A 22,752-nucleotide genomic window follows, 5' to 3' on the forward strand; every position below is an offset into this window, starting at 1 on the left:
AGCCGTTCGGCGAGGAGGTATGACTCGTCTGCTCCGGCAACACGGTCCATTCCCGCAGGGTAGTGGCTCTGCGGCGGGAATGCATCTCGGCCGGTCGAGCCCGGATCGGGGCGGTTCACCACAGTCGGTGGGGGACGCCCCAGCGGTCGAGTTCGGCCCCGAGCAGGGTGCGCAGGGTGCCGTCGGAGAAGTGTTGCTCGTCGAATGCCGCGACCGAGAAGGTGATTCCGTCGCCGGTGCGCAGCAGCCAGGACTGCACCCCGTCGCCGAAGCGGTAGGGGAGCGCGGGGTCGACGCCCTGCGCGGTGCCGCGGAAGGCGACGGCGCTCGCGATGACGCCGCCGATATCGGCCAGCTCGGCCGGGAAATCGCCGAGGTTGGAGGCGACGGCGTCCGGCATGCCGGAGCCGGAGCTGACCGCCTTCACCACGGCCTTGGTCGGCAGCAGCCCGAGCAGCGGGGTGAGATGCACCATCGGCGTGCGGTTTCCGGCCGCGAGCCGGGTGAAGGCCTCCTTGCAGGCGCGGCGCAGCGCGGTGAGGTCGTCGCCGGGGGCGGGGTCGCCCGCCAGCGGCACCGAGACCCCGGCGGTGGCGTTGGCGCGCTCGTCGCCGTCCTCGGCGCGGGTGCTCACGGGGATGCCGAGTTTGAGCATGCCGGTGTAGCCCGCGGCGCGCAGGGCGCCCGCGAGCACCGCGACGAAGAGCGTGTTCGGGGTGCCGCCGTGCGCGCGGGCCGCCTTCTCCCAGGGTTCGGCGCCGACGGTGACGGTGGTCCAGGCGGGGCGGGCCAGCGGGGCGCGCAGGTGCGCCGGGATCCGGTCGCGCACGATCTCCGGTGCGGTGGACCGGGTTCGGGTGGCGGCGGCCGCCGCGCGGGCGACGCCGCGGCCTGCGGCGCCGAGCACGCCGATGCCGTCGACGGTGTCGGCGAGCCCGCGCGGCTCGGGGCGGCGGTGCAGCGGGTCGGCGGCGGTTCCGGCCAGCGCGTCGAGCGCGGCGGTGACCATGGTGCGGCCGTCGGCGACCAGGTGCAGGGTGGTGAGTGAGAGCGCGTAGCCGCCGTCGTCGAGCTCGGTGCCGCGCAGCCGCCAGGTCGGGCCGCGCTCGGGATCGAGCGGGGCGGTGTCGAGTTCGGCGCAGGCCCACGCCTCGACGGTGTCGGCGGGGACGGTGCCCGGGTCGGTCAGCAGCACGGCGGGGTGCGGTTCGTGCTGCCAGCGCGGCCGCGCCAGCGGAGCGCGCGGCACGATGATGCGGCGGGAGAGCACGCCGTCGGCGAGCCCCGCGGCGAAGCTGCGCAGCGCCTCCTGCTCGGGCACGCGCGGGAAGTGCCAGACCAGCTGTAGCACCACCGACCAGCCGAAGGCCTCGCGGACGAACCAGTAGGTGCTGTCCTCCGGCTGCATCCTGGCCGCGCGCAGCGTCCTCATGCGCGGGCTCCCGCCGCCGTGCGGGACAGGCTCGCCTCGAGCGCGTCGGCGCAGCGGGTGCGGGCCTCGTCGGGGGCGAGCAGCCGGGCACCGAGCGCCCTGGCGCCCGCCGCGGTCTCGGGGGCGAGGACGATGCGCAGCTTGTCGATGAGGTTCCCGGTGGTGAGCCCCTCGGCCCTGGTCGCGGCGCCCGCGCCGAACCGCTCCAGCACCGACCCCCAGAACGGCTGGTCGGAGCCGATCCAGGCGACCAGGCTCGGCACTCCGGCGCGCAGCGCCGCCGCCGTCGTGCCCGCGCCGCCGTGGTGCAGCACCGCCCGGCAGCGCGGGAAGATCAGTTCGTGGTCGACGGCGCCGACCGGGCGGATCGTCTCGGTGGCGGCGACCGGGAGCTCGTGCCAGCCCCCGCTGACCAGCGCCCTGACCCCGAAGTGCGCGCAGGCGGCGGCCACCGCGGCGACGGTGGCGGCCGGATCGGCGATCGGCATGCTGCCGAAGCCGACGAAGAGCGGCGGGTCGCCGCGCTCGATCCACTCCAGCAGCTCGGGGCCGGTATCGGTGCCGATCCGGGCGCGCTGCTCGGCGGCGAGCGCGAGGAAGCCGGTGAAGGGGCGGTTCGTGGCCGCCCACTCGCGCGTCAGCTCGGGGCAGAGCGCGGGGTCGTACACCTGGATCTCGGCGGTGGCGCGGGGAGATCGGGGGGCGCGGCCGGGGGCGCCGAGCGCGCGGCGCAGTGCGTTCTGCCGGTTGCGCGTCAGCGCCCACATGGCGGTCTCGGCGGCCCACCAGCCCGCGGCCTTCGCCGGGCCGGGCAGCGTGGGCGAGACGCCGGGAACCGGGAAGGTGCTGCGGTTCGGTCGGATGGGGGCGTGCTGGAGCAGGATCGCGGGGATTCCGCGCGCATCGGCGTAGGCGAGCCCGATCTGCTCGGTGACGAAGCCGGTGACGATGGCGTCCGCGCCCGCGGCGAGCGTGCCCATGTCCCGCACGGCCTGGGCCCACCCCAGGTCGCGCACCTCGGCGAAGGCGCGCAGCCGCTGCCTCGGGCCGCCGCCGCGCAGCGCGGCCCGCACCGGTTCGGAGTTCATGTGCGCCCTGGTGTCGTAGCCGAAGGGGCGCGTCTCCAACCCGGCCGCCGCGGCGAACTCGACCAGGTTGGGCGGGACCCCGAGCACCACGTCGTGCCCGCGCCGCTGCAGCTCCGCACCGGCCACAACGGCGGGCTGGACGTCGCCGCGGGTCCCGTTGAACGCGAGCAGAAACTTCACCGGATCTCCCTGCTGTCGGATCGACCGCACTGTAGGGGGTATTCGTTGCGGGGGCGTTGCGCGGTTGGGCGGATGTGACGGGCGCCATGCGAGCCGGGGGCGAGCTCGGAAAACAGGAGATTCGCGCCGCCTCCCGGCCGGTATGGGTGGCTGTGAGAAGGCGCACCGGGATCTGTTCCCGCCGCGCCCGCCCGTCGGACCCCTGGTTACGCTGACGGTTCTTCCGTCCCGGTTCCGAGGTGCCAGGAGGGCCTTCGATGACTTTCGTGCTCGCGTTCTCCGGGAGCCGGGGCGATGTCCAGCCCGCGGTGGCGCTCGGCGCCGCGCTGGCCCGCGCGGGCCACGCGGTGCGGCTCGCGGTCCCGCCCAACCTGGTCGAGTTCGGCCGCGGCGCCGGGCTGGAGACGCACCCCTTCGGCCCGGACACCGGCGCGCTGCTCGGCTCGGAACTGGTGGGACGGCAGCTCAAGTCCGCGAATCCGCGGACCCGGCTGCGGGCGATCGCGGAGCTCACGCTGCGCGACGGCAGGCGCACGCAGCGCGAGCTGGCCGCGCTCGCCGACGGCGCCGACGTGCTGATCGGCGGCAGTGCCGGGCAGGAGCGGGCGCTGAACGTCGCCACCGCGCTCGGCATCCCATACCTACCGGTCCACTACTGCCCGCTGCGCCGCAACGGGGTGGTCTCGCTGCTGCCCGCGGCCTGGCTCCCCGCGGGGGTGCACCGGGCGAGCTGGGCGGGGCTGGAGCAGCTGCTCTGGCTCGGAATCCGCGGCGCGGAGCGGACGCTCGCGGCCGATCTCGACCTGCCTGCGCCGGTCGGCCCGGCGGCGGGCCGGATCGCGCGCACCGGGGTCCCGGAGATCCAGGCCTACGACCCGCTGCTCTTCCCCGGTCTGACGGCGGAGTGGGGTGCGGCCCGGCCGCTCACCGGCTTCCTCGGGCTCGCTCCCGAGACCCGCGCGCTGGTCGACCCCGGCACCGGCGACGACGGCCTGGACGCGTGGCTGGCCGCCGGTCCCGCGCCGCTCTACGTCGGCTTCGGCAGCATGAAGGTCGCCGATCCCGCCGAATTCGCCCGCACGCTCGCCGTGGTCACCGCGGAGCTGGGGTTGCGCGTGCTGGTGGTCTCCGGCTGGGGCGGGCTCGTGGCCGCCGAGTTCGCGGCGCACGGCGACCGGATCCGGGTGCTGCGCAGCGTCGACCACGCCGCGGTGCTGCCGCGCTGCGTCGCGCTGGTGCACCACGGCGGCGCCGGGACGGTGGCGGCCGGGCTGCGCGCCGGGCGGCCCGCGCTGGTCTGCTGGCACGGCGCCGACCAGCCGCTCTGGGGGCGCAGGCTGCGGGCGCTCGGCGCCGGGACGGCCATCCCGGTCGCCGGGCTGACGCCGCAGCGGCTACAGTCCGCGCTCGTCGAGGTGCTGCGCCCGGAGCGGGCCGCGGCCGCGGAGCGCGCGGCGGCGGCGTTGATCCCGCCCGCGGCGGCGGCGGAGCGGGCGGTGCGGATCGCCGAACGGGTGGCCGAGGCGGCCATTCGCCGATCGAGAGGGGATGCGGTGCAGGCGGGCACGTTGTCGGTGGTCGTACCGGCGTACAACGAGGAGGAGGTGATCGGCGAGTGTCTCGACCGGCTCACCGCCCAGCTCGGGGCGATCACCGAGATCGTGGTGGTCGACAACAACTCGACCGACAAGACCGCCGATATCGTGCGCGGCTACGCGGAGCGCTTCCCGCAGGTCGTGCTGGTCCGGGAAGCGGCGCAGGGGCTGGTGCACGCGCGCAACCGCGGGCTCGACGCCGCCACCGGCGCGCTGCTCGCCAGGATCGACGCCGACACCAGGATTCCGGAGCACTGGGCCCGCACCGTGGTGGAGTTCTTCGCCGCGGACACCGCCGGGCACTGGGCGGCGGCCTGCGGGCGCGGCGAGGCGTACGGCCTGCCCTACGGCGACCGGCTGGGCCGGGCCAAGAAGCGGCTGCGCGAGCGGGACCCGAACGGCGTCAAGCAGGTCCCGGTGCTCTACGGCTCGAACATGGTCCTGCGCGCCGAGACCTGGGCCGCCATCCGGGCGTCGGTCGCCATGCGGCGCGACGTCTTCGAGGATGTCGACATGGGGCTCTGCGTCACCGAGATCGGCGGCCGCAACGCCTTCCTCAACAACCTGACCGTCGGGGTCGCCCCGCGCCGGATGGAGACCGGGCTCCCGGCCTTCGTCCGGTACATGGCCTGCCTGCCGCGCACCCTGCTGCTGCACCGGCGCTGGGGGCTCGCGGCAGGCGCGGCGTTCGTCTACGTGCCGTCCATCGTGGTCCTGCACGCTGCGCGGCTGCTGCTCATCCGCGCCTACGACCGCCGCACCGGGACCTACGGGCTGCGCAACATGCTGCGCAGCACCGAGGACCGCCCCGCCCCCTGATCAGGCCTTGCGCATGTAGACCCGAACGGTGAGCGGGGCCATCACCGCGAGCACCAGCACCGCGCCGAGCAGCGAGGTCGCGATCTCGCTGCTCGCCCGGCCGGTGTCCGCCAGGTTGCGCACCGCGGAGACCAGGTGCGAGACCGGGTTCACGTGCGCGAAGGCCTGCATCCAGCCCGGCATGGTGTCCACCGGGACCAGCGCGTTGGAGACGAAGGTCAGCGGCATCAGCACCAGCATCGAGACCCCCTGCACCGTCGACGGCTTGTCCATCAGGACGCCCATCAGCGCGAAGATCCAGCTCAGCGCGAAGGCCACCACCATCACCAGCAGGCAGGCCACCAGCAGCCCGGCCAGGCTGGCCGGGCGGTACCCCATCACCAGCCCGACCGAGACCGTCATCAGCGCGGCCACCGCGTAGCGCACCATGTCGGCGAGCAGCGACCCGGCCAGCGGCGCGATCCGCGCGATCGGCAGCGAGCGGAACCGGTCGAAGACGCCCTTGTTCATGTCCTCACGCAGCTTGACGCCGGTGCCGACCGAGGCCGCCACCGCCACCTGGACCAGGACGCCGGGGATCAGCGTCGGCAGGTAGCCGGTCACGGTGCCCGCGATGGCGCCGCCGAAGATGCTGGAGAACATGACCGCGAAGACCACCGGCAGCGCGATGACGTCGAAGAGCTCCTGCGGGTTGTGTCTGATCTTGAGCAGCCCGCGGCGCGCCATGATCAGCGCGTGGTCGACCGAGGCGCGCACCGAGATGCGGGTGGCGACGACCGGGCGCCCGTCGATGCTCGCCGGTGCGAGCGGCGCGGCGGTCACACCGGCTCCGCGACGCCCGCGCGCCTGCTGCCGGTGATGGCGAAGAAGACCTCGTCCAGGCTGGGTTTGGCCAGCGCCACCTCCAGCACCTCGACGTCGCTGTCGCGCAGCGCGATCAGCAGCTCGGGCAGTCTGGCGTTGTCCATCGCGGGCACCGCCAGCCTGCCCTCGCCCGCCGAGACCGCGGCGGTATCGCCGAGGAAGCGGTGCACGACGCCGATCGCGACGGTGAGGTCGGGGTCGGGGACCCGCAGCGTCAGGGTGGCGGTGCCGATGCCCGCCTTGAGTTCGTCGGCGGTGCCGTCGGCGACCAGCCTGCCGTGGTCGATGACCACGATTCGGTCGGCCAATTCATCGGCCTCGTCCAGATACTGCGTCGTCAGCAAGACGGTGGTTCCCTCTCGTACCAGATCGCGGACGGTCTGCCACATCTGCGCGCGGGTTCGGGGATCGAGTCCGGTCGTCGGCTCGTCCAGGAAGAGCAGCGGCGGCCGGGCGACCAGGCTCGCGGCCAGGTCGAGGCGGCGCCGCATGCCGCCCGAGAAGTGTTTCAGCGCGCGGTTTCCCGCCTCGACGAGGCCGAACTCGTCGAGCAGGTCGTCGGCGCGGCGCTGCGCCTCCCGACCGGAGCGGCCGAGCAGCCTGCCGAAGATGGTCAGGTTCTCCCGTGCGGTCAGATCCTCGTCCACCGAGGCGTACTGCCCGGTGAGCCCGATCAGCGCCCGCACGGCGGTGGCCTCGCGCACCACGTCGTAGCCGAAGACCGCCGCGCGACCGGCGTCCGGCCGGAGCAGCGTCGCGATCATCCGCACGGTGGTGGTCTTCCCGGCGCCGTTGGGGCCGAGCACCGCACAGACACTTCCGGCCGGGACCGTCAGGTCGATGCCGTCCACGGCCCGGAAAGCGCCGAATGATTTGGACAGCCCCGTTGTTTCGATGGCGGGAACCGGGTCCCCGGACATGATTACCCCCTGTTCGCTCGAGTCGCGGAATAAAAGTACTTCATTGCTCGAAATAGCTCGCGACACTGCGAACCGCTGCGCCAGCATATGATCCGCTACGGGCTGGAGCAATGTGATGAGCAATCCGTGATTCGATACGCCACCCACCCCGGATGGGTGAAACCGCAAGTTCACACAAAAGAAATTTTCGAACAGCCGCCAATAGCCACTCGGTGGGTGCTCGAAACGTCTACCAGGCAGTATGTCCGAAAATATTGATGGTGATGAAGGCCACTCGGGGTCGGTGAGAGGGTTCCAGGGTGCTCCCCCTACTCTGACAACGGTGTGCGGATCTTGGGCCGGCACAGGGGCCGCGGAGTAGCGAGTTTCGAAACACAGGGTTTTTACGTACATTCTCGTCGTTGTCAGCTTGCGGTCAGCAAAATGAATGGGGCGCCGTCCAGATGGAATTCACCGAGCTTGCCGACTACCCGCTGCCCGCGGGCACCCTCACCGAATGGGTGCCCGCGGTACCGGGTGATCCGTGGCGTCCGGACAACCGGCCGCTGAGCTGGATCCACGAGGAACACTGCGCCCGAAGACAGGCCGATTCCGGGCCCGGTTCCTGGCTCGGCACCATCTTCGAGATCCCGGACCGCTACGACGAGCAGGCGCTGCGGGAGACGCTGCGGCGCTGGATCGCCCGGCACGAGACCTTCCACACCACGGTGCGCGCGGGCGGCGCCGGCGACCCGCTGTGGAACCGGCTCAGCGTCCGCGCGGACGAGATCGACGTCGAGCCGCGCCACGTCGGCGCGCTGCGCACCGGAACCAGGGTCTACCAGCACATCACCGACTTCTTCGAGGCCAGGCTGGCGCCGACGCGCTGGCCGCACTGCCTGCTCGCCACCGTCACCGACCCGGTGCCCGCCCGCCAGGGCGATGGCTTCCTGCTGGTCTTCGGCGCCGACCACTCGGTCATGGACGCGTACTCGATGATGCTCGCCATCAGCGAGATCCAGCGCCTCTACCGCGAAGTCCGCACCGGCGAGCCCGCCGTGCTGCCCGAGGTGAACAGCTGCGTCGACTACGGCGGCGTCGAGCGCGCCTTCGGCGACGAGCTGACCCCGGCGCACCCGGCCGTGCTCGGCTGGCGGGAGTTCCTGCGCCGCTGCGGCGATCGGTTCCCGAGCTTCCCGCTCGACATCGTCTCGCCGCGCAGGCCGACGCCGGGCAGGCACCAGAGCGGCCTCTCCGCCTGGTCGCTCACGGCCGAGAAGGCCGCCGCCTTCGAGCAGCGCTGCCGCGCCGCGGGCCACTCGGTGCAGACCGGCGTGCTCGCGACCGTCGCGGAGGCGACCCGCACGCTCGCGGGCACCGGCACCCTCGACTTCGCCATGCCCATGCACACCAGGCAGCAGCCGGGCGACGTGCACGCCATGGGCTGGTACGTCGGGCTGGCGCCGGTGCGGATCGAAACCGAGGGCGCCGACGGCTTCGACGCCGTCATGGACCGCTCCGCCACCGCGGTGCGCGCGGCCCGCCCGCTGGCCCGCTACCCGTACCCGCGGGTCGCGCACCTGCTCGGCAACGGGTCGACCCCGCGCTTCGTCGTCTCCTACCTGGATGTGCGCGCCGTCCCGGACTCCGCCGAGTGGCGCCGCTGGGCGGTGCGCCCGCTGCGCAGCGGCGAGACCTCCGACGACGAGGTGTACTTCTGGATCGCGCGCTCGCCGGACGGCCTCGCCATCTCCGCCCGCTTCCCGAGCAACGAGGTCGCGGCGGCCAACGTGCACCGCTTCATCCACACCGTCTCGCAGCTGCTCGGCGCCGTCGCCACCACCGGTGAGCTGCCGGTCTCCGCCATGGCGGTGCACGGGTGATCATCACCGCACTGGCGAACTGGAACCCGCCCGCGGGCAGTGTCTTCGAGTGGCACCCGGTAGGGTCGCCGGAGGCCGAGCAGGATCCGGGGCGCGCCTCGTTCCTGCAGGAGAACCACGTGCGCGGGGTGGCGGCCGGGCAGCAGGCCGGTCGCGAGCACCACGCCTACCTGGCCACCGCCACCGAGGTGCCGGGCGAGCTGGCCCCCGCGGCCATGAGCCGCGCCGTCGAGCGATTCACCCTGCGGCACGGCGGGCTGCGCACCTGGCTCGCGGTCGACGGCGGCGCCGTCACCAGGATGCGGGTGCCGGAGCGAGCGGTCGCCTTCGAAGCCCGCCCGGCGGGGGAGACCGTCGGCGGCGCCGCGTTCCGGGAGTACGCGCTCGCCCGCTTCTCCCGCGAGGCGATCGTGACCTCGTACCCCGGCTTCGTCGTCGGCGCGATCCGCAGACCGGGTTCGTTCACCCTGTACTACGGCTGCGATCACGCGCTCAGCGACGGGATCTCGCAGGCGCTGGTGCTGCCCGAGCTGCTCGAGCTGTATCGGGCCGAGGCGGGCGGCGCCGAACTCGGCCCGTTCACCAGCACCCCGACCGGCGGCTTCCCGGAGTACGCCGCGGCGGAGCACGAACTCGCCGCGGAGTTCGGGCCTGCGAGTCCGGAGATCGCCGAGTGGCTGGAGATCGTGCGCCGCAACGACGGCGCGCTGCCCAGCTGCCCGGTCGACCTCGGGCTCGCCCCCGGCGAGACCGCGCCCATGCGGCCGATCGAGTTCGACCTGCTCGACGCCGACGGCACCGCCGCCTTCGACGCGGTGTGCAAGGCCGAGGGCGTCCGCTTCATCGCCGGGGTGCTCGCCGCGGTGGCCGTGGCCGACCTGGAGATCGCGGGCAAGCCCGACTACTACGGCATGATCGTCACCAGCACCAGGGACCGCGGGAACTACCTGCTGTCCCAGGGCTGGTTCTGCAACTTCGCGCCGGTCGCCTTCCCGGTGCGGTCCGCGGGCACCTTCCGCGAGCTGCTCGCGCACGCGCACGCGGGCTACGAGCGCGCACTGCGGCTGGCGGCGGCGCCGGTGCAGTCGGTGATCACCGCGCTGCTCATGTCCGGCGCCGACCCCGCCAAGGTCGCGGCCAGCCCGAACATGCTCTCCTACATCGACTTCCGCCGCTTCCCCGGCGCGGGCACGCCGGAGTACGAGCACGGGCAGCTCTTCACCGGCGAGGGCGCGACCGGCAATGCCTCGCTCTGGATCAACCGCGACCGACACCACCTCTACCTCGGCTGCCAGAGCCCGGGCAGCCCCGCCGCCCAGGCGGCGCTCGCGCCCTACCACGCGCGGCTGCGCGAGATCTTCGCCGCGGTGGCCGCGGACGGTGATCGCGCGATCGGCCCGCGGGAGGTGATCGGTGCGGGTCACCACCGCTGACCGCTTCGCCCCCGCACCCGGCACCTTCGTCGAGTACCGACCGGAGTCCGGGATCGGCGAGCCCTCGCCGATCCCGCCCTCGTTCAACCAGGCGGTGCACCTCGCCGGAGGCGGGAACATCTGGCTCGCCGCGGTCTTCGACGTGCCCGGTCCGGTCGACCACGCCCGGCTGGCCGCCGCCTACCGTGCCCTGATCGCCAGGCACGGCACGCTGCGCAGCTCGTTCGAGCCGGGGCCTGCGCGGCTGCGGCACCCGGTGCCCGCGGTGCTGCACCGGCTGCCCGGCGTGCCGGTGGCGGCGCTGCCCGCGCTGCTGGACGAGCGCTGCGGCGCCTTCGGCCACCCCTCCTACCTGCTCGGGGTGATCGACCGGCCGGATGTGGCGACGGTGCTCTGCGCCTTCGACCACGCGCACGTGGACGGCTACTCCATCGCGCTCGTCATCGACGACCTGCGCAGGCTCTACGCGGGCGAGACCCTGCCGCCCACCGGCGACTTCGTCGACCACTGCGCCGAACAGGCGCGGCTCCGGGTGGTCGCCGACGACCCGCGGCTGCACGGGTGGCGCTCCTTCTTCGGCTCCGACGGGGTGCGCCCGCCGGAGTTCCCCCTGGATCTGGGGGTCGCGCCGGGCGAGACCGCCGCGCAGGCGGTGGAGCTGCGCATGCTGCTCGACGGCGCGGGGGCCGACCACTTCGACGACCGGTGCCGCGAGCTCGGCGCCCGCCCCTTCGCCGGGGCGCTGGCCGCGCTGGCGCACGCCGTCCACCTCGGCGGCGGCCCGGACCGGCTGCGCCTGGTCTTCCCCATGCACACCAGGCACGACGAGCGCTGGCGCGCCGCGCTCGGCTGGTTCACCACCAACGTCCCGGTGTCGATCCCGGCCCTGCCCGACCCCGCCGCGGCCACCCGCGAAGCCGCCGCCGCCGTGCGCGCCGCCATTCCGCTCGGCACGCTGCCGCTCGGCACCGTGCTGCCGCACCTCGGCGGGCTCGCGCTGCGCCGCGGCGACGTCTTCATGGTGTCCTGGATCGACTACCGCACGCTGCCCGGCGCCGCGCACCACGACGCGATCAATGCCAGGCATATCTCGGCGGTGGGCCGGGCCGACGATGCCCAGTTCTGGTTCTCGCGCACGGAACACGGGCTGGCGCTGCGCATCAGATACCCGGACACCGCGACCGCGCGCGCCACCATAGCCCGCCTCACCGACGACCTCGCGCTGGCGCTGACCGAGCGAGCCCGCCTGCTCACGGTCATCTGATCCCCGGCGCTGCCCGCCCGTTCAGTCCAGCGTGAGCTCGGGCGCCTGGAGCGCGAGCACGGCGGCCAGCTCGGTGGCGGCGTCGGCGATGACCGCGTGCTCGGCGCGCAGGGCGCCGTCCTCCTGGATGCGCGGCGCGAAGCTGTAGACGGTGTCGTGCGCGGTGCGCCCCAGCCGCTCGACGATCCGCTCGAACAAGTCCTCCTGCGGGTCGTCGCCCTCGGTCGGGTGGTCGGCGTCGACCAGGAACTGGTCGTCCGGGAAGGTCAGGAGGTCGGTGATGCCCCTACCGATCCACTCCTGCCCGGCCAGTACTTCGGGCCGGAACAGGTGGACGCCGGAGAGGAGCGGCTCGATCTCGATCTTCTGTCCCAGTCCGGGCCGGAAGCAGTAGATCTTGCCGTAGGCGGTCCGGAGTATCGGAATCTGATCGCCCGCGTACTCGGCGGGCAGCTCGACGCTCGCCAGCCAGGCGTCCACGATCGGCTGCCAGCGATAGGGATCGCAGAACCACAGCAGCCCGTTCCCGAGCCCACTGAACCCGAGCTCACGCCACAGGTCGAGCACGAGTTCGGGGAGCCGCCCCGCGTACTCGGCGAAGTAGTTCTCCGGCACCGGGATCGGGTCGATCGGTGCGCCGCGCCTGGCGAGCAGGTCGAGCAGTTCGATACGCACCGCCCGCATCCTGCCAGTCACCGATGCCGCAGCGCCGCCCTGGCCGCCATGAGCGCGAACCCGAGCAGGTTCAGCCCGCGCCAGCTCGCGGGGTCGTCGGAGCGCGGGTCGTCGGCGGCGAGGCCGATGCCCCAGACCCGGTCCACCGGGCTCGCCTCCACCAGCACTCGATCGGCGGTGCCGAGCAGGTAGGCGCGCAGCTCCGGGTGCGCGCCGAACTTGGCGGTGCTGCCCGCGACCACGACGGCGTACCGGTGCTCGTCCCAGATCGCTTCGTCGAAGCCGGGCACCGTGCGGCCGAGGTCCTTGGCCTGCTTGGGGTGTCCGGCGGCGAGTACCTGCTCGGCCACCTCGGCGGCGCCGAAAAGCGTTGCCTTGCGCCACATCATGTAGTGCTCGGCGGTCGGGAAGGTGCGCCCGTCGAGGTCGAAGGCGGCGGGCCACCACTGGCTCAGGCAGCTCGCGCCGATCCGGCCGTCGGCGCGCGGGCGGTGCCCCCAGAACTTCAGGTACTTCACCCGCTCGCCCGCCGCAACGGCAGCGGTCAACTCCTGCACCGATCGCATCCGTGCAGTGTGCCGCCACCACCCGCGGCTGTCACTCGATATTCACGCGCCCGACCCGGTTCCCGGCCGCCACCTCCAGGTAAGCCCCCAGCTCGGCACGCAGCACCTGCTCCAAAGCCTGGGCGAAGGTGCTCTGCACGACGCTCATCCCGAGCTCGCGCAGGTGCTCGAGCAGCGCCGTGGTCGCGGCGATCTCGGCGGCGGACTCGGGGAGCCAGCCGGGCCCGTTCTGCGCGACGATCTGCTCCTCGGCGGTGGTGATCATGAGCCGGGCGATCTCCTCGACCTTCGGCATCATGGCGGCGAAGACGTCGACCAGGCGGTGCAGGTCGAAGCCGTACCCGTGCAGGGCGGCGAAGGTCTCCAGCAGCTCCGGGCGGGTGAACTCGACCAGGTCGTCATCGATCCGGGCCAGCCCGAGCTCGGCGAGCCGGTCCAGGTCGTGGTCGGCGACCGGGCGGTCCTCGTCGCCGCCGAGGAAGGCGTGCACGAGTTCGCGCGGCACCGTCACCGGGTCGCCCGCCTTGCCCCAGGTGGCGGTGACGGCGTGCTGGAGTCCGAGGATCTCGGTGAGGTCCTTGCCGGTCTCCCAGCTGGTGATGAAGTCGGCGATGTGCCCGGTGGTGAAGCCGCGCTGCAGCAGCGCGTCGATGATCTTGAGCCGGGCCAGGTGCGAGTCGTCGTAGATGAGCGCGCGCCCGCTGCGCCGGGCGGGCGTCGGCAGCAGGCCGCGCTCCTGGTACGCGCGCACGTTCCTGGAGGTGGTGCCCGCGGCCCTGGCGAGATCGTCGATGCGGTACTCCGCCATCGCCCGCCGTCCTTCCGTCGCCCCGCTGCCCGGCCTCGACCTTAGCCGAACGGCACCGCGATCCCGGGCGCGGCGCGAACCGGTTGCCGCGGGGTGAGCACGTAGTCGTCCAGATCCACGGTCGCCAGCTCGCGCACGTACTGGGTGCCGAAGCCGGGGTACATGGTGGCGTTGAAGCCGTCCTCGGTCAGGTACCAGCTGCGGCAGCCGGAGTTCCAGGTGGTCGCGGCGAGCCTGCGCTGCAGCCGGGCGTTGTACCGGTCCTGCACCTCGCGGCGCACCTCCAGCCCGCGCAGGTCGCGGCGGAGCAGCTCGCCGATGGCCTCCGAGAGGTACTCGAGCTGCGCCTCCATGTAGACCAGCGCGGAGTTGTGCCCCGGCCCGGAATTCGGCCCGAAGGTGAGGAACAGGTTCGGGTAGCCGGCCACCGTGATGCTCTTGTACGCGTAGGCGCCGCCGCTCCACTCGGCCGCAAGCTCGCGGCCGCCGCGTCCGCGCACCGGGATCGGCGTCCCCTGCTTGGATACCTCGAACCCGGTGGCGAGAACCAGGCAATCGGCCCGGTGCTCGATCCCCTCGGCGGTGCGGATGCCGTTGGCGTGGATCCCGGCGATCGGCCAGGTGACCAGCTTGCAGTTCGGTCGCTGCAGCGCCGGGTAGTACTCGCTGCTCATGAGCAGCCGCTTGCACCCGGCCCTGAAGTCGGGGGTGAGCTGACGCCGCAGCCACGGGTCGCGCACCTGGCTGCGCAGGTGCGCCCGCGCCACCGTCTCCACCACCCTGGTCAGCGGCGAGTTCCAGACCACGCCGAGCGCCACCGACTCGTGCCCCCAGAACCAGGTCTCCCTGGCCAGCCGCTCGCTCGCCGGAACCTGCCGGTAGAGCTCGCGCAGCAGCGGCGGGGTCCGGTGGTTGAGCCGGGGCAGCACCCAGCCCGCGGTGCGCTGGAAGACCCGCACCGACTCCGCCCGCCGCACCAGCTCCGGCACGATCTGCACGGCGCTGGCGCCGGTGCCGACCACCGCGACCCGCTTGCCGGTGAAGTCGTACTCGTGATCCCAGCGCGCGCTGTGCACCACCGTGCCCTCGAACCGGTCCAGCCCGGGGATGTTCGGGTAGCCGGGCTCGGCGAGCGGTCCCGACGCCAGCACCACGCTGCGCGCCCACAGCGCGTGCCGGTCGGCGAGCGAGACCTCCCACAGCCCGCTGACCTCGTCCCAGGTGAGCCCGGTGACGGTGTGGCCGAAGCGGATGAGCGGCCGCACCCCGAACTCGTCGGCCATGTGCTCGATGTAGCGCAGGATCTCGGCGCTGCCGGAGTAGGTCTGCGACCAGTCCGGGTTCGGCGCGAAGCTGTAGGAGTAGAGCCGGGACGGGATGTCGCAGGCGGCGCCGGGGTAGGTGTTGTCCCGCCAGGTGCCGCCGAGCCTGGTGTCCCGCTCCAGCACCGCGATGTTCGTGGTGCCCTTCTGCCGCAGCCGGATCGCGGCGCCGATGCCCGCGAACCCGGCGCCGATCACCACCGCGTCCAGCGGGGAGCCGCCGCGCCCCGGCAGCGCCGTCACGCCGCTCACGCGACCGGCTCGTAGGTGAGCTCCTGCGACCAGCTGGGCTGCTTGGCGAGGAACCGCTCCGGGATGCGGGCGGTGATCTTGACCATGGCGTCGGCGAAGAGGTGGTAGGGGTGGCCGCGGTCGATCACCCAGTCGCCGTGCATCTTCACGATCCGGTACATGGGCACCCGGTTCGCCTGCGGCATCCGCTCGCCGACCTGCTTGAACTTGCGCATGGCCGCGTACAGCTTCTCCTCGTCGACGCCCATGGCGACGATGTTGTCGCGCATCTTGTTGAGCAGCGGCACGTAGCTGAGCACCCCGACGATGAACGACGGCTTGGCCCAGCCGCCGACCAGTTCGATGGCGAGCTTGCGCGCGCCCGAGTGCCCGAGCAGCTCCATGACGGCGTAGTCGGTGGCCAGGTGTCTGGACTCGTCGGCATTGATCTTCTTGAAGACCTGCTGCGCCACCGGGTCCTCGATCTCGTCGGTGACGAACTTGATCAGCGCACCGTCCAGCGCCACCTCCAGCATGGGGATGACGGTGCCGAGGAAGGAGAGCGACATCTCGTCGGCGTGCTTGTCCAGGAAGTCGATCACCAGTTTGACGTTGATGTTCGGCTCCGGGATCTCGTCGCCGTCGAGCATGCCCCAGCGCCGCATGAGCGCCAGCTCGGCATTGGCGTGCCGCTGCTCCTCGGCGTGGAAGTAGCGGTAGATCTGCTTGAGCGTGTCGGTGGGCGCCTTGGTGGCCATGGCGGCGAAGCCGCGCGCGCCGACGTTCTCGATCCACATGAGGTCGGCCATGAAGGGCTTGAGCTTGGCGTGCAGGGCGGGGTCGATGAGCTCGGCGCCGGGTGCGTCCCAGTCGAACTCGGCCAGCGCCCACTGCTTGGCCTTGATCTTGGCGAGCATGGTGTCGAAGTCCACGACGGTTCTCCTGTCGGTGCGGGGTCAGGCGGGCCTGGCGACCGGGGTGTCGGCCTCGGCCAGGGCGGCGGCGACGAAGGTCGCGGTGTGGTGCAGCGCGGCACCGGCCTCGGGGACCAGCAGCGGCAGCGCCTGGAAGACGTGGATGCGGCCGGGCCACAGCTGCAGTTCGCAGCGCTGCCCGGCGGCGGTGAGCATGGTGTGCAGGTACTCGGCGTCGCCCGCGAGCATCTCCTCGGCGGCCGCCTGCACGAAGACCGGCGGCAGCACCGCCCCCTGCCTGGCCGTGAGCCGCAGCCGCGGCGAATCGACCTGCTGCCCCGCGGTGTACAGCGCCACCATGGGGCGCCCGGTGGCGACCGGGGCCATCGGGTCGGGTCGGGCGCGGTCGCGCTCCTCGGCGAGCGCGAAGGTCAGGTCCATGAGCGGCGAGTAGCAGAAGACGCCCGCGGGCTGCGGCGCGCCCTGCTCGGCGAGCTGCAGCACCAGGTCGAGCGCGAGGTGCCCGCCCGCCGAGTCGCCGCCGAGCACGAGATCGCCCGGCCGGTAGCCGGATTCGAGCAGGTAGGTGTACCCGGCGGCGATGTCGTCGGCGGCGGCGGGGAAGCGGTGCTCCGGCGCGAGCCGGTAGTCGACCACGAAGACCGGGAGCCCGGTCGCGGCGGAGATCCGCGAGGCCAGGCCGCGGTGCGTGCGCGCCGAGCAGATGACGTAGCCGCTGCCGTGGATGTAGTAGACGGCCCGCGGGCCGTCGGCGACGCCCGCGGCGCGCACCCACTCCCCGCGCACGCCAGGCTCGCGCACCCGCCGCACCCCGGTGCCCGGCAGGACCGGCCCGAACGCCGCCATCACCCCGGCGATGATCTGCCTGCCCGCGAAGATCCCGGCGGCATTGAGCGGCAGCGCGCCGTTCAGGTGCCGCAGGCTGCGGGCGGAGAGCTCGGCCGCGAGCCTGCTGCGCAGCGATGCCGCGGTGGGGACCGGCCGGGCCCGCGAGGTCACCGTTGACCGTGGGGTTGTCATGGTCAACAGCATCAGCCCCCTATGTGCCATTTGTCAATGGCACATAGGGGAGAGGTGGTCAGGCGAGGCGGACCTCGGCGGTGGCGAGGCCGAAGATCTTGCGGCCCGCCGACTTGGCGACGATGACGACGACCGCCGTCCCGGCCTCGGTGTCGACCGACTTCACCCGCCCGGTGAACTCCACCGTCCCGGCTTCGAGCGCCTCGATGACCGTGTAGTTCGACAGCCGGACCCCGTAGCGGAGCACCGCGCCGGGGTCGCCGAGCCAGCCGGTGACGAAGCCCGCGCCGAGCCCCATGGTGAGCATGCCGTGCGCGATCACGTCCGGCAGCCCGGCCAGCGCGGCGATACCGTCGTGCCAGTGGATGGGGTTCGCGTCGCCGGAGACCCCGGCGTAGTTCACCAGGTCGCCGCGGGTCAGGTGCACGGTGCGGGCGGGGAGCTCGTCCCCGGCGGCGATCTCCGCCAGGCGGACCGCGGTGCGCGGCACGCGGGTGCGCGACTCCGGCGAGCGGCGCCGCTCGACCGCGGGTTCGGTCGTCGGCTGCTCGTCGGGCACGGTGCCGGTCGTGCCGAGTCCGGTCATGATGACCCGCTCGATCGTCGCGCTGATGTCGCCCGCGACGTCCTCACTGGTGAGGCCGACGACGGTGGTATGCATGACCTGCGCGACCTCGTCCGCCTGGTCGCTGAACGTATTGGTGATGGTCAGCAGGTCCTTGCCGCCGATCCGGCGCACCGAGGCGAACTCGACGTCGCTGACCAGCCGGTCGCCGGTGCACACCGGCTTGTACATCTCGAAGACCTGGTCGGTCTGCACGATCACGTCGTACCCGGCCAGCACCGTCTCCAGCAGCCTGCGGTTGGCGAGCATGGCGACGGTGGAGATGAACGTGGTCGGCGCGACCAGCCCCCGGTAGCCGAGCTCGGCCGCGGCGTCCTCGCTCCAGTGCGCCGGGTGGTAGTCCTGCACCGCCCGCGCGTACTCGCGGATCTTCTCCCGCCCGACCTCGTAGAAGTCGTCCGCGCGGTAGCGATACCCCACCAGCCCGGCCACGTCGAATGCCGCTTCCACCACAGTTCTCCTCCGAGAGCACCGATTTCACGAGTGAACGGACACCCTCTCACATTCCCCGGAATGGTCGATCGGGCAGCAGGCGCCGAATCTCCCCGTCCGGGTACGGGGTCTCCCGGCTGTCCTGCCGGAAGGCGCGGAAGAACTGTGACAGCGTCGCGGCGACGGGAGCGTTCCGGAGCAGGACCGCCGCGGTCTCCTCGGGAATGCCCTCCGGGCTCTTCCCCGCGGCGAAGGCGCGGACCAGGGCGGCATGGTCCTCCCGCTGCGGCTGGTACACCGCGGTGACCAGCCAGTTCGCCAGGTAGCTCGCGATGTAGGCGCGGTCGTAGCTCCGGTTGCGCTCGAAGAACGCTGTCTCCGCCGGTGATAGGTCGAACCCGGCGCTGAGCGCGAGGCCGTAGTCGGCGAAGTAGAGGCGGTGACCGTCGGTCAGGATGTTCTCGAAGTGCGCGTCGAAGTGCAGCAGCCCGCGGCTGTTCAGGAACGCGGCGCCCGCGGCCAGTTCCCGCTCCGCCATCACGCAGGCGCGGCCGTCGGTGGCTATCCGAGCGCCGAGCCATTCGTGCAGGTTCTGCGGGATGTACTCCAGGAACAGCGTCAGGCTCGCCGCGGAGTCGCGCAGAGCCTCGATCCGGCGGCGCACCTGCGGACGGTCGTCCCAGTAGGCGACGGCCCGGTCGATGTCGGCGAGTTCCTCGGGCAGCGGCGTCGTGTCCGGCAGGACCCGCCAGTGGTACAGCAGCGGGAAACCCGCGTACTCCCCGGCTAGTACCCAGTCCGTCGCCATGGTGTGCACGGCGAGTTCGCGCCAGGCCCCGAAGCCCGGTGACCCGATCAGCCCCGCGCCGTAGTGGCAGAACGTCGGCAGGTCGAACAGGTTCGCCGTGGACCGGACCTGCGCCTCCACATCGGTGAGCGGCACCCGCTTGACGAAGACCGGGATTCCCGCGACCTCGAGCAGCGCCGATCTCCCACCGATCCCGGTGCCGACCGGCGTGGCTGCGTCCACGAGGTCGCGCAGCGCACGATTGCCGTGCGATGCCAATGCCGCGGACGCGGCGCTGTAGGCGTGCGGGCGCACCGAGTCCATCATGCCGACCCCGGTGCCACGGGACGCCGCGGCAGGAGCAGAGCGGGGATCACGGCCAGCGCCATGAGGACCGGAGCCACCAGGTAGGCGTCCTGGAAAGCCTGCGCCAGCGCGGGTGCCAGCTCGGCGTGCTCGTCCGGCCCCATGCGGTGCAGCGCCTGCAACCCGCCCTCGACCGGGAGCAACGCGGCGAGCACAACGGAGGTGACGGCCGTGCCGATGGCGAGCGCGGCGGTGTTGACCATGTTCACCGTGGTGGTGCCGCCCGCCTGCTGCTCCGGCGCGAGGCCGCGGGTGGCGGTGGTGATGGCGGGCATGAGCGTCCCGCCGCCGCCCGCGCCCATGAGCAGCATGGCCGCGCAGAGCCCCCAGTAGGAGGCATCCGCGTCGAGCTGTGCCCGGAAGAGCAGGAAGCCGAGCAGCCCGACCCCGATGGATACCGGCAGGTAGCGCCCCGGCGGCACCCGGTCGATGAGCCGCCCCGCCACCTGCATGGCCCCGCCGGAGGCCAGCGCGAACGGAATGCCGAGCGCCCCCGCCACCATCGCCGACTCCCCGCGCACCACCTGGAAATACAGCGGCAGCAACAGCATCGAGCCGAAGTACCCGGCCGCGAACAACCCCAGCACCGCCGCGGCCGCAGCCACCGATCGGTTGCGCAGCACCCGCAGGTCGAGCAGCGGATCCTCGGCGGTGAACCCGCGGTACCCGAACGCCGCCACCAGCGCCGCCCCGACGAGCAGCGGCGCCAGCACCGCGGCCGAGCCGAAGCCGCCGCGCTCGCCCGCGGCGGTGACGCCGTAGATGAGCAGCGCCAACCCCGGCGACATGAGCGCGAGCCCGATCAGGTCGAGCCGCTTGCGCGGTTCGGCGACGTCGGCGGGGAAGACCCGGATCGCGAGCAGCACCACCAGCGCGGCCACCGGAACGTTCACGAAGAACATCCAGCGCCATGAGACCTCGTCGATCAGGTACCCGCCGAGCACCGGCCCGGCGAGCGGCCCGACCAGGATGGCCAGCCCCAGCGTGCTCATCAACCGACCCAGCCGCTCCGGGGTGGCCGCGGCGGCGCGCAGCAGGATCGTCATGCCGACCGGCATGAGCAGCCCGCCGCCCGCGCCCTGCAGCACCCGGAAGGCGATGAGCGAGCCGATGTCCCAGGCCAGCCCGGCCAGCAGCGAGCCGAGCGCGAAGACCAGGACCGCGACCAGGTAGAGCCGCTTGGCCCCGAACCGCCCGATGGCCCAGGCCGAGGCGGGCACCACCGCGCCGAGCGCCAGCGCGTAGCCGGTGGCGACCCACTGGATGGTGGCGAGGGGAGCGTCGAAGTCGACGGAGAGCCGGTGGATGGCGACATTGACGATGGTCTGGTCCAGCGTCGCCATGATCGAGCCGACCACGAGGACCAGCGCGACGGTCATCGGGTTACGGTCGACGGCAACAGATTTCGTGAGGGTATCGGTCACGGGAGCGCCCTCAGCTGCCGTAGGGGCGGTGGGCGCGGGCGGTGCGCAGCGCCTCGCCCCACCAGGTGAGCTGGTCGAGCAGGGTGCCCGCGGCGGCGTCGGACTCCGGGTCGGCGGCGAGGCTGCCGCCGTCGGCCCGGCCCCACGGATTGTGGAAGCTCACCGTGTCCCGCACGGTGACGGCGTGCAGCTCGGCGAAGACGCCGCGCAGGTGCTCGACCGCGCGCAGCCCGCCGGAGATGCCGCCGTAGCTGACGAAGGCGACCGGCTTGGCGCGCCACTCGGCCGAGTGCAGGTCGATGAGGTTCTTCAGGGCGCCGGGGTAGCTGTGGTTGTACTCCGGGGTGACGACGACGAAAGCGTCGGCGGCGGCCAGCGCGGCCGCGGCCGGAGCCAGCGCGGGCGCGGGGGCGCCGAAGGCGTGCGGTAACTCGGTGTCGCCGACGTCGACGACCGCGGGGGACAGCTCATGGCGTGCGCGGGCGCGCTCCAGGAACCACTCGGCCACGGCCGGGCCGAGCCTGCCCGGCCTGGTGCTGCCGACGACGACGGCGATCTGCAATGGTTCGGTCACGGTGGAGTTCATGGCTCCACCGTGACTCCTCAACCATTGTTGAGGTCAAGCGGAGACTTCGCTCCGGTCCCCGCTCCACAGGGTGTGGAACTTGCCCTCGGCGTCGGTGCGCTCGTAGGTGTGCGCGCCGAAGAAGTCGCGCTGGCCCTGGGTGAGCGCGGCGGGCAGGCGTTCGGCGCGCAGCGCGTCGTAGTAGGCGAGGGAGGAGCCGAAGGCGGGCACCGGGATTCCGAGTTGGATCGCGGTGGCGACGACGCGGCGCCAGGAGTCGATGCCGGTCTCGATGGCGTCCCGGAAGTAGGGGGCCAGGATCAGCGAGGGCAGTTCGGGGTTCTCGTCGTAGGCCTCGGTGATCCGGTTCAGGAAGCGGGCGCGGATGATGCAGCCGCCGCGCCAGATCCGGGCCAGGTCGCCGGGGGTGAGGTTCCAGCCGTATTCGGCGCTGCCTGCGGCGATCTGGTCGAAGCCCTGGGCGTAGGCGATCACCTTGGAGGCGTACAGCGCGCGCCGGATGTCCTCGGTGAAGGTCTCGGCGTCGGTGGGCTTGTCGGCGAGCGTGCCCGAGGCGAGCCCCTGGGCGGCCTTGCGCTGCGCGCGGGAGCCGGAGATGGCGCGGGCGAAGACCGCCTCGGCGATCCCGGTGACCGGGATACCCAGGTCGAGGGCGGCTTTCACGGTCCAGCGGCCGGTGCCCTTCTGCTCGGCGGCGTCCACGATGACATCGACGAGCGCTTTGCCGGTCTTGGCGTCGACCTGGTTCAGGACCTCGGCGGTGATCTCGACGAGGTAGCTCTCCAGGTCGCCGGTGTTCCACTGGGTGAACACATCCGCGATCTGCTTGGCGTCGTAGCCGAGCGCGTCGCGGAACAGGTGGTAGGCCTCGCCGATGAGCTGCATGTCGGCGTATTCGATGCCGTTGTGCACCATCTTCACGAAGTGCCCCGACCCGTCCGGGCCGATGTGGGTGCAGCACGGGGTGCCGTCGACCTGGGCGGCGATGGATTCCAGCAGCGGGCCGAGGGATTCGTAGGACTCGGCCGGGCCGCCGGGCATGATCGAGGGGCCGTTCAGCGCGCCCTCCTCGCCGCCGGAGATACCTGCGCCGACGAAGTTCAGGCCGCGCTCGCGCAGCGACGCCTCGCGCCGGATGGTGTCGGTGTAGAGGGCGTTGCCGCCGTCGATGATGATGTCGCCGGGCTCCATCGCCGCGGCGAGCTCCTCGATCACGGCGTCGGTGGCATCGCCGGCCTTGACCATGATGAGGACCCGGCGCGGCTTCTCCAGGGCGTCGATCAGCTCGGCGATGGTCTCGGTGCGCACGAAGTCGCCGTCGCCGGAGTGCTCGGCGAGCAGGGCGTCGGTCTTGGCGATGCTGCGGTTGTGCAGCGCGACGGTGTAGCCGTGCCGCGCGAAGTTCCGGGCGATATTGCTGCCCATGACCGCGAGGCCGGTGACCCCGATCTGTGCGCGCGCGGTGGGGTTGGTCATGAACCAGCTCTCCTCGTTCGACGGTGGGTGGTGGCGGCGCGG

Annotated in this window: 19 protein-coding genes; 4 read left to right on the plus strand and 15 right to left on the minus strand. The window is 72.5% G+C overall.

Going from position 1 to position 22,752, the window contains the following annotated elements; all coding sequences use genetic code 11:
* Positions 1 to 115: 115 nt before the first annotated feature.
* Both ACFUUZ_RS06855 and ACFUUZ_RS06860 read right to left on the minus strand, forming a co-directional pair.
* Positions 116 to 1,432 carry a hypothetical protein gene (locus ACFUUZ_RS06855; RefSeq protein WP_378693313.1) on the minus strand — a complete coding sequence of 439 codons (1,317 nt, stop codon included), beginning with the start codon at positions 1,430 to 1,432 and terminating at the stop codon, positions 116 to 118.
* Positions 1,429 to 2,700, minus strand: a complete 1,272-nt coding sequence (locus ACFUUZ_RS06860) for a glycosyltransferase (protein ID WP_378693315.1) — start codon at positions 2,698 to 2,700, stop codon at positions 1,429 to 1,431. The genes ACFUUZ_RS06855 and ACFUUZ_RS06860 overlap by 4 nt, the downstream gene beginning before the upstream one ends.
* Before the next feature lie 257 nt (positions 2,701 to 2,957).
* Here ACFUUZ_RS06860 and ACFUUZ_RS06865 point away from each other — a divergent pair, with 257 nt between their 5' ends.
* Positions 2,958 to 5,114, plus strand: coding sequence for a glycosyltransferase (locus ACFUUZ_RS06865; protein ID WP_378693317.1), 2,157 nt, complete (start codon positions 2,958 to 2,960; stop codon positions 5,112 to 5,114).
* Here ACFUUZ_RS06865 and ACFUUZ_RS06870 read toward each other — a convergent pair whose 3' ends face one another.
* Together ACFUUZ_RS06870 and ACFUUZ_RS06875 are read right to left on the minus strand one after the other, a co-directional pair.
* A complete protein-coding gene (locus tag ACFUUZ_RS06870; protein ID WP_378693319.1) occupies positions 5,115 to 5,936 on the minus strand; it encodes an ABC transporter permease in 822 nt (273 codons plus the stop codon).
* Positions 5,933 to 6,898: an ATP-binding cassette domain-containing protein gene (locus ACFUUZ_RS06875; protein ID WP_378693321.1), complete on the minus strand. Its 966-nt coding sequence runs from the start codon at positions 6,896 to 6,898 to the stop codon at positions 5,933 to 5,935. Before ACFUUZ_RS06875 ends, ACFUUZ_RS06870 begins: the two co-directional genes overlap by 4 nt.
* Positions 6,899 to 7,341: 443 nt before the next feature.
* On the opposite strand from ACFUUZ_RS06875, the gene ACFUUZ_RS06880 reads away from it, so the two are divergent.
* Genes ACFUUZ_RS06880 through ACFUUZ_RS06890 form a run of 3 tightly spaced genes read left to right on the plus strand, consistent with a single transcriptional unit; the run spans position 7,342 to position 11,457 of the window.
* Positions 7,342 to 8,760, plus strand: a complete 1,419-nt coding sequence (locus ACFUUZ_RS06880; protein ID WP_378693323.1) for a condensation domain-containing protein — start codon at positions 7,342 to 7,344, stop codon at positions 8,758 to 8,760.
* On the plus strand, positions 8,757 to 10,193 hold the full coding sequence (locus tag ACFUUZ_RS06885; protein WP_378693325.1) for a condensation domain-containing protein: 1,437 nt from the start codon (positions 8,757 to 8,759) through the stop codon (positions 10,191 to 10,193). Before ACFUUZ_RS06880 ends, ACFUUZ_RS06885 begins: the two co-directional genes overlap by 4 nt.
* Positions 10,174 to 11,457, plus strand: coding sequence for a peptide synthase (locus ACFUUZ_RS06890; RefSeq protein ID WP_378693327.1), 1,284 nt, complete (start codon positions 10,174 to 10,176; stop codon positions 11,455 to 11,457). The genes ACFUUZ_RS06885 and ACFUUZ_RS06890 overlap by 20 nt, the downstream gene beginning before the upstream one ends.
* 21 nt (positions 11,458 to 11,478) lie before the next feature.
* Here ACFUUZ_RS06890 and ACFUUZ_RS06895 read toward each other — a convergent pair whose 3' ends face one another.
* The 11 genes from ACFUUZ_RS06895 to gndA are packed head-to-tail and all read right to left on the minus strand — an operon-like array spanning position 11,479 to position 22,710.
* Positions 11,479 to 12,132 carry a GAD-like domain-containing protein gene (locus tag ACFUUZ_RS06895; protein ID WP_378693328.1) on the minus strand — a complete coding sequence of 218 codons (654 nt, stop codon included), beginning with the start codon at positions 12,130 to 12,132 and terminating at the stop codon, positions 11,479 to 11,481.
* Between the two features lie 17 nt (positions 12,133 to 12,149).
* Positions 12,150 to 12,698 (minus strand): NADAR family protein, encoded by a 549-nt coding sequence (locus ACFUUZ_RS06900; RefSeq protein WP_378693330.1) that lies wholly within the window; start codon positions 12,696 to 12,698, stop codon positions 12,150 to 12,152.
* A 31-nt stretch (positions 12,699 to 12,729) separates the two neighbouring features.
* Positions 12,730 to 13,506: a MerR family transcriptional regulator gene (locus ACFUUZ_RS06905; RefSeq protein ID WP_378693332.1), complete on the minus strand. Its 777-nt coding sequence runs from the start codon at positions 13,504 to 13,506 to the stop codon at positions 12,730 to 12,732.
* A gap of 41 nt (positions 13,507 to 13,547) precedes the next feature.
* Positions 13,548 to 15,080 carry a flavin-containing monooxygenase gene (locus tag ACFUUZ_RS06910; RefSeq protein ID WP_378693333.1) on the minus strand — a complete coding sequence of 511 codons (1,533 nt, stop codon included), beginning with the start codon at positions 15,078 to 15,080 and terminating at the stop codon, positions 13,548 to 13,550.
* The gene (locus tag ACFUUZ_RS06915; protein WP_378693412.1) at positions 15,077 to 15,976 is read right to left on the minus strand and encodes a ferritin-like domain-containing protein; all 900 of its coding nucleotides are present in this window, start codon (positions 15,974 to 15,976) and stop codon (positions 15,077 to 15,079) included. The genes ACFUUZ_RS06910 and ACFUUZ_RS06915 overlap by 4 nt, the downstream gene beginning before the upstream one ends.
* Before the next feature lie 39 nt (positions 15,977 to 16,015).
* Positions 16,016 to 17,014, minus strand: a complete 999-nt coding sequence (locus ACFUUZ_RS06920) for an alpha/beta hydrolase (RefSeq protein ID WP_378693335.1) — start codon at positions 17,012 to 17,014, stop codon at positions 16,016 to 16,018.
* A 58-nt stretch (positions 17,015 to 17,072) separates the two neighbouring features.
* Positions 17,073 to 18,092, minus strand: a complete 1,020-nt coding sequence (locus tag ACFUUZ_RS06925) for a fused (3R)-hydroxyacyl-ACP dehydratase subunits HadA/HadB (RefSeq protein ID WP_378693336.1) — start codon at positions 18,090 to 18,092, stop codon at positions 17,073 to 17,075.
* A 46-nt stretch (positions 18,093 to 18,138) separates the two neighbouring features.
* Entirely contained in the window at positions 18,139 to 19,185 is a 1,047-nt protein-coding gene (locus ACFUUZ_RS06930) for a protein kinase family protein (protein WP_378693338.1), read from the minus strand.
* Positions 19,182 to 20,603 carry a DHA2 family efflux MFS transporter permease subunit gene (locus tag ACFUUZ_RS06935; RefSeq protein WP_378693340.1) on the minus strand — a complete coding sequence of 474 codons (1,422 nt, stop codon included), beginning with the start codon at positions 20,601 to 20,603 and terminating at the stop codon, positions 19,182 to 19,184. Before ACFUUZ_RS06935 ends, ACFUUZ_RS06930 begins: the two co-directional genes overlap by 4 nt.
* Before the next feature lie 55 nt (positions 20,604 to 20,658).
* Entirely contained in the window at positions 20,659 to 21,234 is a 576-nt protein-coding gene (locus ACFUUZ_RS06940) for an NADPH-dependent FMN reductase (RefSeq protein ID WP_378693342.1), read from the minus strand.
* 33 nt (positions 21,235 to 21,267) lie between these two features.
* Positions 21,268 to 22,710 carry an NADP-dependent phosphogluconate dehydrogenase gene (gene gndA, locus ACFUUZ_RS06945; protein WP_378693344.1) on the minus strand — a complete coding sequence of 481 codons (1,443 nt, stop codon included), beginning with the start codon at positions 22,708 to 22,710 and terminating at the stop codon, positions 21,268 to 21,270.
* Between the last annotated feature and the right edge of the window lie 42 nt (positions 22,711 to 22,752).

The sequence above is a fragment of the Nocardia sp. NPDC057353 genome, from assembly GCF_042667085.1.
Lineage (GTDB): Bacteria > Actinomycetota > Actinomycetes > Mycobacteriales > Mycobacteriaceae > Nocardia.

Coding starts and splice junctions, on each gene's coding strand:
- ACFUUZ_RS06900 (WP_378693330.1), bottom strand. CDS start 12,698: ATGCGATCGGTGCAGGAGTTGACCGCTGCCGTTGCGGCGGGCGAGCGG.
- ACFUUZ_RS06935 (WP_378693340.1), bottom strand. CDS start 20,603: ATGACCGTCGCGCTGGTCCTCGTGGTCGGCTCGATCATGGCGACGCTG.
- ACFUUZ_RS06855 (WP_378693313.1), bottom strand. CDS start 1,432: ATGAGGACGCTGCGCGCGGCCAGGATGCAGCCGGAGGACAGCACCTAC.
- ACFUUZ_RS06915 (WP_378693412.1), bottom strand. CDS start 15,976: ATGCTCGCCAAGATCAAGGCCAAGCAGTGGGCGCTGGCCGAGTTCGAC.
- ACFUUZ_RS06930 (WP_378693338.1), bottom strand. CDS start 19,185: ATGATGGACTCGGTGCGCCCGCACGCCTACAGCGCCGCGTCCGCGGCA.
- ACFUUZ_RS06920 (WP_378693335.1), bottom strand. CDS start 17,014: ATGACAACCCCACGGTCAACGGTGACCTCGCGGGCCCGGCCGGTCCCC.
- ACFUUZ_RS06875 (WP_378693321.1), bottom strand. CDS start 6,898: ATGTCCGGGGACCCGGTTCCCGCCATCGAAACAACGGGGCTGTCCAAA.
- ACFUUZ_RS06865 (WP_378693317.1), top strand. CDS start 2,958: ATGACTTTCGTGCTCGCGTTCTCCGGGAGCCGGGGCGATGTCCAGCCC.
- ACFUUZ_RS06940 (WP_378693342.1), bottom strand. CDS start 21,234: ATGAACTCCACCGTGACCGAACCATTGCAGATCGCCGTCGTCGTCGGC.
- ACFUUZ_RS06905 (WP_378693332.1), bottom strand. CDS start 13,506: ATGGCGGAGTACCGCATCGACGATCTCGCCAGGGCCGCGGGCACCACC.
- gndA (WP_378693344.1), bottom strand. CDS start 22,710: ATGACCAACCCCACCGCGCGCGCACAGATCGGGGTCACCGGCCTCGCG.
- ACFUUZ_RS06880 (WP_378693323.1), top strand. CDS start 7,342: ATGGAATTCACCGAGCTTGCCGACTACCCGCTGCCCGCGGGCACCCTC.